The organism is Vulcanococcus sp. Clear-D1, from assembly GCF_014654725.1.
Taxonomy (GTDB): Bacteria; Cyanobacteriota; Cyanobacteriia; order PCC-6307; family Cyanobiaceae; genus Vulcanococcus.
On the sequence record NZ_JACVZV010000006.1, the window covers coordinates 16,116 to 31,571 of the forward strand.

The window sequence follows — 15,456 nt, forward strand, 5'->3', positions numbered from 1 at the left end:
TCGATGGGCAGATGGGTGATCGAAGGATCACTCGTCGGTGAGCAGACCCTCGTCCTGGAGACCTTGCATCGCCTCAGGATCGGCGATCAACTCCTCTTCCAGGCCTTCTTCAACCGTAGGGCGGGTGAAGGCGGCCGTGGTGCTGGCCGAAGCCTCGATGCCATGGCGGCTGCGGGTGGCTTCCAGATCCTCATCGGAGGGATCGTCGAGCAGGGCACCGGCGCTGCTAGCAGCAGGAGCTGCAGGCATCTCCACCGTGTAATCGGGGCGCAGGTTCTGCATGCGGCGGTAGTTCATCGCATCCTCATCGAGGATGTCGGGGTGGGGGCCCGCCTCGGCGCGCAGTTCCTCCTCGAAGCCGCTGAAGCCCGTACCAGCCGGGATCAGGCGACCGATGATCACGTTCTCCTTGAGACCGCGCAGCCAGTCGCTCTTGCCTTCGATGGCGGCTTCGGTGAGCACGCGGGTGGTCTCCTGGAAGGAGGCCGCAGAGATGAAGCTGTCGGTGTTCAGCGAGGCCTTGGTGATGCCCAGCAGCACCGGGGTGAACTCAGCGGGAGCACCACCGGTGATCGCCATGGCGCTGTTCACTTGCTCCACCTGACGCAGCTCGATCAGCTCACCGGGCAGCAGGGTGGTGTCACCTGCGTCCTCGATCCGGACCTTGCTGGTCATCTGGCGCACGATCACTTCGATGTGCTTGTCATCGATGGTGACGCCCTGCGACTTGTAAACGTTCTGCACTTCCTGCACTAGGCGGAACTGCAGCTTGGAGATCGCCTCCATCGCCGCTTCCAGGGTGGGCTTGCGGCTGCGCAGGTCTTCGAAGAAGCACTCGAGCAGCTCGTGGGGGTTGATCGGACCATCGGTGAGCAGTTCACCGGCGCTCACCTGCTGGCTATCACTCACCATCACGTTGCGGCCCAACAGGATCGGGTATTCGGTGATGGCGTCATCACCTTCGATCACGGTGACGGCCACGGAATCGTCGTCCTCGCCCTGCTTGATCTCCACGGTGCCGGCCTTGCGGCAGAGCACGGCTGATTCCCGCGGACGACGGGCTTCGAGCAGCTCCTCAATACGGGGCAGACCCTGCACAATGTCACCGGTCTTCTGGCGCTCAAACACCAGCAGGGCCAGGGAGTCACCGCGCTGCACCAGTTCGCCGTCGCGCACGTGCAGCACCGAGTCGGGCGACACCATGTAGGGGCGGCCCATGCGGATGGTGACACTGTTGCCGCTCACCGACTCCACTTGGCCGCAGCAGGGAGCTTCCACACCCTTGGCCAGCAGATCACCGTCCACCAGACGCTGACCCACTTCCACCTCAGGCTTGGCGGAACCGAGGTCGATGCTGCGGGTGTCCGAGGCGCGCTCGACGATCAAGCGGCGGATCGGCTCACCATCCACGATCTCGGGCAGGGCCAGCACACCGTCTTCCTTGCAGAGGATCTGGGTGGTGGCGACCACATCGCCGGCTTTCACTGAGTCGCCATCGTTGACGGAGAGCTCAGTGTGGGTGGAACCGTGGCTGGCGTCGGAGAGGGTGTCGCGGCGCACGAGCAGGCTCTCGAGGATCACCAGCTGCAGACGATCAATCGTCTTGGCGCGCTTGTCGGGCACCGACTCGACATCCACCGTCATCTGGGGAGTCGTGTCGAATGTTTCCAGGATCAGCTGGGTGCGGAGGAGCTCAACGCCCTCCACGCTCTTGATCAGCTCGCCGTCTTTGAAGGCGAGGCGCTGGGTGGCCTTGAGGCCGAGGCTGGGGCCATTCTTCTGGGTGACGCTGCCCAGCTCAGGCAGGTGGGCCTCATCGGGAATGCGGTATTCCTCGACCGGGCGCAGCAGCAGGGCACCACCTTCGGGGGTGTCGACTGCTTCCACGAACACCATGGCCTCAGCCTTGAGACCCTTGGCGATCTCTTCGCCGGGGTTGACCATCTTGCCGTCGCTGTAGCGGCTGATCGCCTTGGCGTCGGAGACGTGGTGCAGAGTGCCGGAGCGAACGATGATCTCGCGGAGAATGTCGTTCTTCTGGGTCACCGTCACGATGCCGGCGGTCTGGCTGAAGATGTCCTTCACCACCTCGGTGCCTGCCTCGATCCACTGGCCGTCCTCGATCATCAACAGGGAGATGTCCTTGTTGATCTCGTGGGTTTCCTGCGGGATCCAGAGCAGGGTGCCGCCCTTGCTCACCTCGTAGCCGTTCTTGGCACTGCGGGCCTTCTTGATCGCCAGGCCAGGAGCGAACTTCACGATGCCGCCGGTCTGGGTGCGGAATCGATCGTCGGCCAGTTCGGCGATCACCTCACCGCTGGCGATCTTGGTGCCGGGGTGGGTGTTGAGGCGATAGCGAATGCTGTCCTTGCCCTCGAGGTGCCACAGCTCACCGGAGTGGGTGGATTCACCCACGAGCTTGCAGTCCTTCAGGGTGAGGCTGGTGGTGACGATCTGCACTTCGCGAGAGTCACCGGCGCTTTCGCGCAGGCGCACGGCACCGCCGTACTCGCTCACCAGGCGGCTCTCGGCCAGCACTTCACCCGTGGTGACGGGCTTGTTACCGCTCACCACCGGCTGGGCATTGGGCGGCAGGTTGTACACGTCGCCGCTGTACACCCACATCCGACCCAGACGCTGGGCCTTGAGGGTGATGTTGCCCTGGCGGTCGGTGACCTCCTTGGGCTGAATCACATCTTCGAAGCGCACCTGACCGGCCAGATCGCAGATCACGTCTTTGGTGGCCTTCTCCACGCTCTTCTTCACGGCGGCGCCGGAAGAGATCTGGGCGAGCATCACGTCGGCAGGGGTTTCGGCGCCGGCCTCCACAAACAAGATGGAGCCGGAGGTGATGCCGAGCTTCTGCGGCTTTCCGCTGCCGCTGGGCTTCACGGTGAGGGTGAAGTCGGTCTCGGCGATCTGGGCTTCCACACCGTGGGGGGTGCGGTAAGGACGCACGCGGGCCTTGCTGTCGAATTCGATCGTGCCGGCCACGAGGGAGCGCACCACACCGGTTTCGGCGGTGGACACACCACCGGTGTGGAACGTCCGCATGGTGAGCTGGGTGCCAGGCTCACCGATCGACTGGGCGGCCACGATGCCGACGGCCTCGCCGAGGTCGACCAGTTCGTTGTGGGCCAGGGCCCAGCCGTAGCACTTGCGGCACACCGAACGGGCGGCTTCGCAGGTGAGGGGCGAGCGCACCACCACGGTCTTCACGCCAGCCGCTTCAATGCGGGCGGTGGTGGGGGCGTCGATTTCGCCGTCGCGATCCACGATCACGGTGCCGTCGCCATCGAGCACGGGCTCAGCGGCCAGACGGCCCACGAGCTTGGCGGCGTAACGGCCCTTGTCATCGGCGTCGATGGGGATGCCGCGGGTGGTGCCGCAGTCGTCCTCGCGCACGATCACGTCCTGGGCCACGTCCACCAGACGGCGGGTGAGGTAACCCGAGTCGGCGGTGCGCAGGGCGGTATCCACCAGACCCTTACGGGCGCCGTAGGAGGAGATCACGTATTCGGTGACCGTCAGACCCTCACGGAAGTTGGTGCGGATCGGAAGGTCGATGATTTCGCCCTGGGGGTTGGCCATCAGGCCGCGCATGCCCACCAGCTGACGCACCTGGGACATGTTGCCCCGGGCGCCGGAGTTGGCCATCATCCACACCGAGTTGAGTGGATCGTTCTCGTTGAAGTTCTTCTTGACCTCTTCAACCAGACGCTCGTTGGTCTCGGTCCAGGTGTCGATCACCTTGGTGTGACGTTCCACCTCGGTGATTTCACCGAGGCGATAACGCTCTTCGGTGTCGGTGATCTGCTGCTCCGCCTCTTCGAGCAGGCGGGCCTTTTCACCGGGGATGCGTAGGTCATCCACGGAGATCGACACGGCCGCCTGGGTGGCGTAGTGGAAGCCCAGATCCTTCAGTTCATCCGCCAGGGAGGCGGTGGAAGCGGTGCCGTGGTTCTTATAGGCCCACGCCATCAGGTTCCGCAGCTGCTTCTTATCGATGGTGCGGTTACGGAACACCGGAGCGGCCTTGCTCAGGGGAGCGGAGGCGCCGAGCACGGGTGCCGGAGCTTCAGCTGCGGCCTTCTTGCTGGACTTCTTGGTCTTCTTGGAGGGGGTGGCGGTCATGGCTGCGCGCGAAGAGGAATAAGGAAGGGGGAAAACGTCCGGGATCTCAGGCGGCGGCCACCGCGTCGATGATCGTGCTGTTCATCACCACACGGCCGACGGTGGTGAGTAGGTAGCGGCTGATCAGAGCGCCGTCTTCATCCAAACGATCGCGGCGATAGTTCCACTGCTCGATGCGGGTGCCATCGCTCAGGGTTTCTTCCTTCACCGGCTCCTTGGCTTCGTCTTCGCTATCCACTTCACCGTTGAAGCGCACCCACACCCAGTCGTGCATGGTGAGATGCTTCTCATCGAAGGCCGCGAGCACGTCGCGCAGACCAGCAAAGGTGCGGCTGCGATCACCGAACTCAGGCTTCACGCCGTCGGGCTGGACAGCGGTGAGGTAGTAGGAACCGAGCACCATGTCCTGAGAGGGGGTGATGATCGGTTCGCCCGTTGCGGGCGAGAGGATGTTGTTGCTGGCGAGCATCAGCATGCGGGCCTCGGTCTGGGCCTCAATCGCCAGGGGCACGTGCACAGCCATCTGGTCACCGTCGAAGTCGGCGTTGAAGGCGGGGCACACCAGCGGGTGCAGCTGAATGGCGCGGCCATCCACCAACTTGGGCTCGAACGCCTGAATGCCGAGACGGTGCAGCGTCGGAGCACGGTTCAGCAGGATCGGGTGACCTTCGATCACCTCCTGAAGCACCTGCATCACCTCATCATCGGCGCGCTGAATCAGCTTCTTGGCGGCCTTGATGTTGTTAACGATGTTCTGGCGGATCAGGCGATGAATCACGAACGGCTGGAACAGCTCGATCGCCATCTCCTTCGGCAGACCGCACTGGTGCATCTTCAGCTTCGGACCCACCACGATCACGGAACGACCGGAGTAGTCGACGCGCTTACCGAGCAGGTTCTGACGGAAGCGACCCTGCTTGCCCTCGATGATGTCGCTCAGTGACTTGAGCGGGCGGTTGTTGGCGCCCACCACGGTGCGGCCGCGGCGACCGTTGTCGATCAGGGCGTCAACGGCCTCCTGCAGCATCCGCTTCTCGTTGCGGACGATGATTTCGGGGGCCAGGATCTCCTGCAGACGCGCCAACCGGTTGTTCCGGTTGATCACACGGCGATAGAGATCGTTGAGGTCGGAGGTGGCGAAACGGCCGCCATCGAGCTGCACCATCGGGCGCAGATCGGGCGGGATCACCGGGATCACATCCAGCACCATCCACTCAGGACGGGCGCCAGTGGCGATGAAGTTATCGATCACGCGCAGGCGCTTGATCAGCTTGGCGCGCTTCTGGCCCTTGGAGCCGGCGATCTCCTCGCGCAGCTGCTCAGCCACCACGGGCAGATCGAGATCCTCCAGAAGTTGCTTCAGGGCTTCAGCACCGATGCCCACGGTGGGCTCGTTCTCGATCTCCGAGTCTTCGGCGTAGATCTCGTCTTCAATCTCCAGCCACTCGTCTTCGGTGAGCAGCTGCTTGTAGGTGAGGTCTTTGTGGTCGCCCGCATCGAGCACCACATAGCAGTTGAAGTAAACGATCTGCTCCACATCCCGCAGGGGCATGTCGAGCAGGATCGCCACATAGCTTGGGATGCCCTTCAGATACCAAACGTGCGACACGGGGGCCGCCAGCTTGATGAAGCCCATACGGTGACGACGCACCCGGCTCTCCGTGACCTCCACACCGCAGCGCTCGCACACGATGCCGCGGTGCCGCACCCGCTTGTACTTACCGCAATGGCACTCCCAATCCTTGGAAGGGCCAAAGATCTTTTCGCAGAACAAGCCGTCCATTTCCGGCTTGAGCGTGCGGTAGTTGATGGTTTCGGGCTTGGTCACCTCGCCCACCACCTGACCATTGGGCAGCGTGCGCTGCCCCCACTGCATCACCCGCTCCGGCGAAGCAAGGGTGATCTTGACGTAGTCGAAGTGGTTCTCGGTGCGGAGATTGCTGTTGGTCATGGCCGTGTAGCGCGCGGAGGTCGGAGGAAACGGAAGGGATCAGACGGTCACCCGCTGGGGTGGTCCGGATCGATCAGCAATCAGTCGTCGTCGTAATCCGCGACGCCGAGGGATTCGTAGGTGGGCCGGTTGGGGGTGCTGCGGCGGGGGTTGATGTCCTGCATCAGGTCCACTTCCTCGCCAGCATCGGTGTAGACCGCGATGTCGAGACCCAGCGACTGCAGCTCGCGCATCAGCACCTTGAACGACTCGGGGGTGCCGGGGCGGGGGATGGGCTTGCCCTTCACGATCGCGTTGAGCGCTTCGTTGCGGCCCTGCATGTCGTCGGACTTGACGGTGAGCAGTTCCTGCAGGGTGTAAGCGGCGCCGTAGGCCTCGAGAGCCCAAACCTCCATCTCACCCAGACGCTGGCCGCCCTGCTGGGCCTTACCACCGAGGGGCTGCTGGGTCACCAGCGAGTAAGGACCGGTGGAACGGGCGTGGATCTTGTCGTCCACCAGGTGCACCAGCTTGAGGATGTGGGCGTAGCCCACGGTGACCGGCTGGTCGAACGCTTCGCCGGTGCGGCCATCGATCAGCTGGATCTTGCCGGGGTTCTCCGGGTCGTACACCCAGTCCTTCCCGGGCTGCGCCTTGGCCGCCTCCAGGTAGGCCTGAACGGTGTTCTTGGAGGTTTCGGGGCCGTGCATTTCATCGAACGGCACCACCTTCACCCGGCAATCCAGGTGCGAAGCGGCCCAGCCCATCAGGCACTCGAACACTTGACCCACGTTCATGCGGCTCGGCACACCCAGGGGGTTGAGCACGATGTCGATGGGGCTGCCGTCGGGCAGGTAGGGCATGTCTTCCAGGGGGAGAATGCGGCTGATGATGCCCTTGTTGCCGTGGCGGCCGGCCATCTTGTCGCCCACCTGGATCTTGCGGCGCTGGGCCACATACACCCGCACCACCATGTTCGCGCCCGGCGGCAGCTCATCACCTTGTTCACGGGTGTAGATGCGCACGTCAACGACGCGGCCGCGCTCGGTGCTGGGCACCCGCAGGGAGTTGTCGCGCACATCGCGGGCCTTCTCACCGAAGATCGCGCGCAGCAGCTTCTCTTCCGGGGGTTGATCGGATTCGCCTTTGGGCGTCACCTTGCCCACCAGGATGTCGCCGCTTTCCACGTAGGCGCCCACGCGGATGATGCCCATCTCATCGAGGTTGCCCAGGCTCTCCTCGGCAACGTTGGGGATCTCGCGGGTGATCTCTTCAGGACCGAGCTTGGTCTGACGGGCTTCGATCTCGTACTTCTCGATGTGCACCGAGGTGTAGAGGTCGTCGCGCACCAGGCGCTCAGACACCAGGATCGCGTCCTCGTAGTTGTAGCCCTCCCAGGGCATGTAGGCGATCAGCACGTTCTGACCGAGGGCGATTTCGCCGCCCTCACAGGCCGAACCATTCGCCAGCACCTGCCCGGCGATCACCGGGTCGCCGAGCTTCACGATCGGGCGGTGGTTCAGGCAGGTGTCCTGGTTGGAGCGCTGGTACTTCTGCAGGTAGTGGGTGTGGTCGTTGCCCTCTTCATCGCGGATCACGATGGCGGTGGCATCCACGTAGGCCACCGTGCCATTCACGGTGGTGATCGGCACCATGCCGGAGTCGCGGGCGACCTGGGTTTCCAGGCCAGTGCCCACCAGCGGACGCTCGGGGCGCAGCAGCGGCACAGCCTGGCGCTGCATGTTCGAGCCCATCAGGGCGCGGTTGGCGTCGTCGTGCTCGAGGAAGGGGATCAGCGAGGTGGCCACGGAGATCACCTGAACCGGTGAGAGCTGCACGTAATCCACCTGCTCGGGCGGCACGGTCTCGAAGTCCTGGCGGTAGCGCACCGGCACCAGATCAGCCTTGATGCGGCCATCGGCATCGGTGGCCACGTCGCCGGGGGCGACGCGGCACTCGTCTTCGAGGTCGGCGGAGAGATAGATCGGATCGCCCTGCTTGAGCACGATGCCGTTCTCCACCTTCCAGAAGGGGGTTTCGATGAAGCCGTACTCGTTGACGCGGGCGTGGGTCGCCAGCGAACCGATCAGACCGGCGTTCGGACCTTCCGGGGTCTCGATCGGGCAGATGCGGCCGTAGTGGGAGGGGTGGATGTCGCGCACGGCGAAGCCGGCGCGCTCACGGGTGAGACCACCTGGGCCCAGGGCGCTGATGCGGCGCTTGTGGGTGAGCTCAGCCAGGGGGTTGGTCTGATCCATGAACTGGCTCAGCTGGCTGGAGCCGAAGAACTCCTTGATCGCCGCCACCAGGGGCTTGGGGTTCACCAGCTGGGCCGGGGTGAGGCTCTCGGTCTCACCAACCGTCATGCGCTCCTTGATGATCCGCTCGAGGCGGTTCAGGCCCACGCGCACCTGGTTCTGCAGCAGTTCGCCCACGGAGCGAACGCGGCGGTTGCCGAGGTGGTCGATGTCATCGAGGGTGGCGCCGCCCACATCGAGCTCGAGGTTGATCAGGTAATCGATCGTGCTCAGCACGTCCTCAGGGGTGAGGGTGCGGGTGGCGTCGGGGATGGTGAGACGCAGCTTTTTGTTGATCTTGTAGCGACCAACGCGGCCCAGGTCGTAGCGCTTGGGATCGAAGAAGCGGCTGTGCAGCAGGGTCTGACCACCGCTCACCGAGGGCGGTTCACCTGGACGCAGCTTCTTGTAGAGCTCCAGCAGGGCCTGGTCTTCCGAGGCGATGCCTTCGTCGTTGGCGGCTTCGATCGACTTCTGGTAGTACTCGGGGTGCCGCAGCTTGTCGAGCACGTCGTTGTCCGACAGGCCGATGGCCCGCATCAACACGTGGGCGTTGATCTTGCGGGTCTTGTCGACGCGAACGTGCAGCAGATCGTTCTTGTCGGTTTCGAACTTCAGCCAGGCGCCGCGGTTGGGGATCAGGCTGGCGTTGAAGGTCTTCCGGCCGTTCTTGTCCTGCTCGTCTTTGAAATAGACGCCGGGTGAACGCACGATCTGGTTCACGATCACGCGCTCAGCGCCGTTGATGATGAACGTGCCGCGCTCGGTCATCAGGGGCAGTTCCCCGATGAACACTTCCTGCTCCTTGATCTCGCCGGTCTCCTTGTTGACCAGGCGGCAAGTCACATACATCTGCGAGGCGAAGGTCGCGTCACGACGCTTCGCCTCTTCCACATCGTGGCGGGGGCGCTTCAGGCGGTACTCGCTACCGATGAAGTGCAGCTCGAGTTTGCCGGTGTAATCGGTGATCGGCGAGAAGCTCTCAAGCTCCTCGATCAGGCCCTTCTCCAGAAACCATTTGAAGCTCGCGCGCTGTACCTCCACCAGATCGGGCAGGTAAGTGGCGGTCTTGGCGACCTGGATCGCGCTGCTCATGCGGGGAACCTGCAGGAACGGGTGGGGGACGACGGGGACCTGGACAAGCGAGGCCTGCTGGGCGGTGAAGGGAGCGATGGGCCTGGACCGGCGCGCTCAGCGCCGACTGGCATCACGAATGGCACGAGAGACGACACAGCCAGCCCCTCCGTACGGAGAGACTGGCCAGCCGGCAGACCTATTCAGCTCGCTTCAACCCAGGAGACAACGACAACTCGAACCGGAAAGACAACAGCACCAGGGGGACGGGCAGGCGCGCCAGAACAGTGGCGTGCGCTTTCAGGCTGCAGAGGGCTCGGATAAACCACAACCCGCTGCCAGGCCAATGAAACATCATACATTGTGAAGCCCGGCCCCAAACAGGGCGCAGGCGTTGGCCGTACTCTGGCGCGCCACCGCCTGCAGGGTCTCGCCGCGCAGCTCGGCCACCCGCTCGGCCACGGCCGCCACGAAAGCAGGCTCGTTGCGCTTGCCGCGCCGGGGCACCGGCGCCAGGAACGGGCAATCGGTTTCCACCAGGTAGCGATCGGCCGGCACCAGCTGAGCGCAGGCGTGGGTGTCGGTGGCCTTGGGGAAGGTGACGTTGCCGCTGAAGCTGATGAACAGGCCCAGCTCGAGGAAACCGGCCATCTCCTCCGGGGTGCCGCTCCAGCAATGCATCACCCCGCGGGGGCAGGCACCACGGCCGGCGCGCTCCCGCAGCTCAGCCAGCATCGGCTCCGCCGCATCGCGGCAGTGAATGATCACGGGCCGATCCAGCTCCACAGCCAGATCCAATTGGGGCCGCAGCATCGTCAGCTGGTGATCCAGGTTCTTGTCGCGGAACAGATCCAGGCCCAGCTCGCCGATCGCCACCACCCGGGGGTCGTCGAGGGCGGCGGCCCTCAAGACATCCGGCGTGTCGCTCTGCCAATGCTCAGGATCCAGCGGATGCACGCCCACGGCGTAGCGCAGCTCCGGAAAGCGATCGGCCAGAGCCCGGATCGCCGGGATCTCCGAAGGTTCCACACACGCGTGAAGGAGGCGCCCCACGCCGGCATCACGCCAGCGCTGGGCCACCTCCTCCAAGTCGTCGTCAAAATTTCGGAAGACGATGTGGCAGTGGCTGTCGATCAGGGGAGCATCCAGGCTCTCGAGGGCGACGGCCGCAGCCATAAGAAAGGGTTCAGGCGAAGCCCGAACCCTAGACAACGCAGCACACCGAAGCCGATCAGGCTTTGGCAGCGGGCTCAACAGCCTTCTTCACAGCAGCGCTCAGGCGCGACTTCTGATGGGCGCCGTTGTTGCGATGCAGCACACCCACTTTCACAGCCTTATCGATCTTGCTGAAGGCAGCGCTCATGGTGGTTTGCACGGCCTGCTTGGCCGCATCACCAGGCTCCTGGCTGTAGGCCACGCAGGCGGCGAGGCAGCGCTTCATCAGGGTGCGCACCGCAGACTTGTAGGTGCGGTTGTGCAGGCGATTGCGCTCGGCGATCAGAACGCGCTTCTTCGACGACTTGTTATTGGCCACAGGCTGTACTGCACTGGCACGGCAAACGAAGACTCTACTCCCAGGCCCGACCGAGGCAGGCAGCCCGGGCCACTAGCTTGAACCAAGAACGCCCGAGGCCATGAGCGCCACCGCTGCCAGCGCCGCCGCACCAGCCCAAACCAGCGGCGACCCTGCACCGCTGCACATTGAGCTGCTGCATGACGTGGAGGCCGCCGGGCACCGCCTCGAAGCGATCGCCGAGCGCACCGGTAGCGGCCAGAGCCGCGAGGCTGCGGAGCGGGTGGACGCGATCCTGGAGCAGGTGCGCAGCCAGGGCGACGCTGCCTTGATGGAGCTCACCGAACGCTTCGATGGCGTCCGGCCCGATCCCCTGCGGGTGCCGGCCGCTGAGCTCGCGGCCGCCTGGGCGGCCACCCCGACCGATCTGCAGGAAGCCCTGCAGCTGGCCCACCGGCGCATCGTGGATTTCCACCAACGCCAAAAACCTGCGGACCTGCAGGTGACAGGCGTGCATGGTGAGCGCCTGGGGCGCCGCTGGAGGCCCGTGGAACGGGCTGGCCTCTATGTGCCCGGCGGCCGGGCCAGCTACCCGAGCACCGTGCTGATGAATGCGGTGCCCGCCCGCGTGGCCGGCGTGCAGCGCCTGGTGATGGTCACGCCGCCGGGTCCGGATGGCCGCGTGAACCAAACCGTTTTGGCCGCCGCCCATTTGGCAGGCGTTGAAGAGATTTACCGCGTGGGTGGCGCCCAGGCGGTTGCCGCCCTGGCCTACGGCACCGAATCGATCCCGCGGGTGGATGTGATCACCGGCCCCGGCAACCTCTACGTGACCCTGGCCAAAAAAGCGGTGTACGGCCGGGTATCGATCGATTCGCTGGCGGGCCCTAGCGAAGTACTGGTGATCGCCGACCACAGCGCCAACGCGGAGCACGTGGCCGCTGATCTCTTGGCCCAGGCGGAGCACGACCCGCTCGCCGCCGCCATCCTGCTCACCACCAGCGCCGAGCTGGCAGCGGCGGTGCCGGCCGCGATCGAAGCGCAGCTGACCGGTCACCCCCGCGCCGCCATCACCCGCCAGGCCCTCAACGACTGGGGACTGATCGTGGTGTGCGACAGCCTGGATCAGGCAGCACGCCTGAGTGATCGCTTTGCGCCCGAGCACCTGGAGCTGCAGGTGGAACGGCCGGAACCGCTGGCCGAACAGATCCAGCACGCCGGCGCCATCTTCATGGGGGCCTGGACCCCGGAGGCCGTGGGCGATTACCTGGCGGGGCCCAACCACACCCTGCCCACCTCAGGCACGGCCCGTTTCGCCGGTGCTCTCTGCGTGGAAACCTTCCTGCGCCACACCAGCCTGATCCAGTTCAACCGCCAGGCCCTGGAGGCCACCGGTGGCGCCGCGGCCACCCTCGCTGACAGCGAAGGGCTGCACAGCCACGGCGAATCGGTGCGGCTGCGGCTGCGCTGAGCGCGCCGGCCAGCTCAGCGCTTCACCAGATCGCGCACGCCGGCCACACCATCGTTGATCTCACCCACGAGCACCTGGTCGGTGATGTTCACGAACAACCCGTTCTCCAGAACGCCGGGCAGGTTGTTGATGGTGCGCTCGAGGGTCACCGGATCGGTGATGCCACCGACGAATTTCACATCGAGCACCAGGTTGCCCTGATCGGTCACCACCGGGCCGGCCTTCTTCACCGCCATCCGCAGCTGGGCATCTCCGCCCATTGCTTTGAGTTGAGCCTGCACCTGGCGCCAGGCACCGGGCAGCACCTCCACCGGCAGCAAGAAGCCCAGGTTCAGGGTGTCCACAAGCTTGGTGGAATCCACCACCACCACAAAACGCTCGGCCCGGACGGCCACCAGCTTTTCCTGCACGTGGCAGGCACCGCCACCTTTGATCAGCTGGAAGGAGGGATCCACTTCATCGGCACCATCGATGGCCAGATCGATGCGATCCACCGCATTGAGGCTTTGCAGAGGGATGCCGAGCTCAGCCGCCAGCACTTCACCCTGAAAGGAGGTGGTGACACCCACGATGTCGGTGAGCTCGCCGCTCTTGAGCTTGGCGCCGAGGGCCTGGATCATCAGCGCCGCGGTGGAGCCGGAGCCCAGACCCACCACCATGCCGCTGCGGATCTGTTCGGTGGCAGCAGCAGCCACCGCTTGCTTCATCTGGTCCTGAAGGTCCGCCATCACGCCGTTCTTTCTGGCCCGTGACCGTAGCTCAGGCGCTGGGGAGCGCCTCTGGCCGGATCGACAGCTGCAACTCCTGCTCGCCCCGCAGCACGGTGAGCGGCAGCGCTTCACCCACCGTGGAGCCTTCCACCAGGCGCAGCAGGGTGCCGGGATCGGGAACCGTTTGATCGGCGGCAGCCACCACCAGATCGCCCCGGCGCAAGCCGGCCTTCTCGGCCGGGCTCTCCGGCAGGACCCGCTGCACCAGGGCCCCATCGCGCTCCGGCAACTGCACCAGGGCGTTGGGATCGCGGTTGTTGTCGCGGGCCAGGCGGGCGTTGAGGGGCACCAACTGCAGTCCCAGATAGGGGTGCACCACCGAACCACCATTGCCCAACTGGGCCGCCACACCCTTGGCCAGATTGATCGGGATGGCAAAACCCAGGCCAGCGCCGGGGCCGGAGCGCACCAGCGTGTTGATCCCCACCACCTCACCATCGGCGTTGATCAGTGGTCCGCCGGAGTTCCCGGGGTTGATGGCGGCATCCGTCTGGATCAGCTCAAGCCGCTTATCGGAGAAGCCAAGGCTGGTGATGTTGCGGTGCAGGCTGCTCACGATGCCGAGGGTCACCGTGCGCTCCAGGCCATAGGGCGTTCCCAGCGCAATCGCCCAATCGCCCACTTCCAGCGCCTCGGAATCGCCGAGCGGGGCGGCCTTGAGGCCAGAGCCAGGGGGAATGCTCACCACCGCCAGATCCGTGATCGGATCAGCCCCGAGCACACGACCCTCCAACTCCCGGCCGTCAGGCAGGCTCACCTCCACCCGGTCGGCCCCATCCACCACGTGGGCATTGGTGAGCACCAGGCCCTTGGCATCGATCACGATCCCGGAGCCCTGGCCGCGCTCACGGCTGTGGGGCATCTGATCGCCGAACAGCTCCCGCAGCAGCGGGTCGTTGAAGGAGGGATCCAGGCCGATGCGGGGCACGCTGCGCTCGGTGTCGATCCGCACCACCGCTGGCGCCACCCGCTTCACCGCCGCAGCCACGAAACTGTTGCCGGATCCCGAACGATCAGCCCAGGCCGGCGCTGCCAGCCACAAGCTCACCAGAAGGAGCAGGGGCAGAGCAAGAAGGCGGCGCACGTCGGATCAGACGGTTGATGCGCAGGCTAGGCAGCCTGGGCGGACGGCCAACGCAGCAGCTGGGTGGTGAGAGTCCCATCAGCGCTGAGCAGCAGCAGCCGACCACCCGGCCAATCGGCCTTGCCGAGCGGACAGGGCTGCACGGCGCTGAAGGCCGCAAGGGTGGAAGGGCAGGCCCAGAGCGGCAGCGCGGCTCCGCTGGGTCGTTCCAGCGCGCCTTGCCAGTGCTGATGCACGTGGCCAAACACCACCCCGGACACCCGAGGGCTAGCCAGCAAGGACTGCAACAACCCTTCAGGCTCCTGCAGGCCGATGCGATCGAGCTCCGAACTGCCGATCGGCACCGGTGGATGGTGCAGCGCCACAAGCGCCGGCCCCTGACCGGCCTGCAGCTGATGCTCCAACCAGGCGAGCTGGGCCGGTTCGAGCCAACCGGCCACCGAACCAGGGCGATGGCTGCTCAACAGGAGTAGCTGCCAGCCGGCCAGCGGCACCACGGCCGGCGCAATCCAGGCCCAGCGCCCCAAGGCCGCCCGCAACAAACCGGGGTGATCGTGGTTGCCGCTCAGCAGAGCCGTGGGCACCGCCCATCGCTCCAGCAGCTCGCGCAGCCGCACATAACCGCCCAGGCTTTCGTCCTGGCAGAGGTCGCCGCTGATCAGCAGGAGATCCGGTGGCTGGCCAAGCTGCGCCAGGGCCTGCTGCCAAGCGTGGTGCAGGGCCCCCATGGCGACCCGACCGCGACAACGGCCGCGGGGATCCGCCAACAGGTGGGGATCACTCAGCTGAAGCACCCGCAGCACAGCCCGTTCCTCCGACATGGCCCTAAGTTGCCCGTTCTGCGCATGGCTGGCATGGCCGCAATCCCCCCAGGCACTCGTCAACGCTGCTCGCTCTGCCAGGTGGAGATTCAGGGCATGGCTGGCGGCGGCGATCTGGTGCACTTCAGCCAGGGAGGTCCCTCCACCCGCTCCAAGCTGTGGGCACGGGTCTGCCAATACCTCCGCACCGACGAACAGAAAGGCCAGTGCCTCAATCAAGACCCAACGCTGCGGGGTGAGCAGAAGCCGGGCGATGCCTACATGGAGCCCCCAGCTGTGGATCTCAACGCCCTGGGCGGGCCGCTTGGCGGCTGAAGGCCCGTGCAAGGGGCACACCTCGATCCTCTAGGGTCGGGATGTGC

Annotated in this window: 10 protein-coding genes; 2 read left to right on the forward strand and 8 right to left on the reverse strand. The window is 65.3% G+C overall.

What is annotated here, in order from left to right; genetic code table 11:
* Nucleotides 1-27: 27 nt before the first annotated feature.
* From H9532_RS01955 to rpsT, 5 genes are all read right to left on the reverse strand, one after another.
* On the reverse strand, nt 28-4,134 hold the full coding sequence (locus tag H9532_RS01955) for a DNA-directed RNA polymerase subunit beta' (RefSeq protein ID WP_296365292.1): 4,107 nt from the start codon (nt 4,132-4,134) through the stop codon (nt 28-30).
* 46 nt (nt 4,135-4,180) lie between these two features.
* Nucleotides 4,181-6,085: a DNA-directed RNA polymerase subunit gamma gene (locus H9532_RS01960; RefSeq protein WP_296365294.1), complete on the reverse strand. Its 1,905-nt coding sequence runs from the start codon at nt 6,083-6,085 to the stop codon at nt 4,181-4,183.
* A gap of 80 nt (nt 6,086-6,165) precedes the next feature.
* Nucleotides 6,166-9,456 (reverse strand): DNA-directed RNA polymerase subunit beta, encoded by a 3,291-nt coding sequence (gene rpoB, locus H9532_RS01965; RefSeq protein ID WP_296365296.1) that lies wholly within the window; start codon nt 9,454-9,456, stop codon nt 6,166-6,168.
* A 333-nt stretch (nt 9,457-9,789) separates the two neighbouring features.
* Entirely contained in the window at nt 9,790-10,611 is an 822-nt protein-coding gene (locus tag H9532_RS01970) for a TatD family hydrolase (protein WP_296365298.1), read from the reverse strand.
* A 55-nt stretch (nt 10,612-10,666) separates the two neighbouring features.
* Nucleotides 10,667-10,969 (reverse strand): 30S ribosomal protein S20, encoded by a 303-nt coding sequence (gene rpsT, locus H9532_RS01975; RefSeq protein ID WP_296365300.1) that lies wholly within the window; start codon nt 10,967-10,969, stop codon nt 10,667-10,669.
* A gap of 100 nt (nt 10,970-11,069) precedes the next feature.
* On the opposite strand from rpsT, the gene hisD reads away from it, so the two are divergent.
* Entirely contained in the window at nt 11,070-12,419 is a 1,350-nt protein-coding gene (gene hisD / locus H9532_RS01980; RefSeq protein ID WP_296365302.1) for a histidinol dehydrogenase, read from the forward strand.
* A 14-nt stretch (nt 12,420-12,433) separates the two neighbouring features.
* On the opposite strand, the gene rpiA is transcribed toward hisD, so the two are convergent.
* The 3 genes from rpiA to H9532_RS01995 are packed head-to-tail and all read right to left on the reverse strand — an operon-like array spanning nt 12,434 to nt 15,094.
* On the reverse strand, nt 12,434-13,147 hold the full coding sequence (gene rpiA / locus H9532_RS01985) for a ribose-5-phosphate isomerase RpiA (protein WP_296365304.1): 714 nt from the start codon (nt 13,145-13,147) through the stop codon (nt 12,434-12,436).
* 31 nt (nt 13,148-13,178) lie between these two features.
* Nucleotides 13,179-14,273: a trypsin-like peptidase domain-containing protein gene (locus tag H9532_RS01990; RefSeq protein ID WP_296365306.1), complete on the reverse strand. Its 1,095-nt coding sequence runs from the start codon at nt 14,271-14,273 to the stop codon at nt 13,179-13,181.
* Nucleotides 14,274-14,299: 26 nt separating this feature from the next.
* Nucleotides 14,300-15,094, reverse strand: coding sequence for a metallophosphoesterase (locus H9532_RS01995; RefSeq protein ID WP_296365308.1), 795 nt, complete (start codon nt 15,092-15,094; stop codon nt 14,300-14,302).
* Nucleotides 15,095-15,127: 33 nt separating this feature from the next.
* Between H9532_RS01995 and H9532_RS02000 the strand changes: the two genes are divergently transcribed.
* Nucleotides 15,128-15,409 (forward strand): hypothetical protein, encoded by a 282-nt coding sequence (locus H9532_RS02000; RefSeq protein ID WP_296365310.1) that lies wholly within the window; start codon nt 15,128-15,130, stop codon nt 15,407-15,409.
* Nucleotides 15,410-15,456 lie beyond the last annotated feature (47 nt).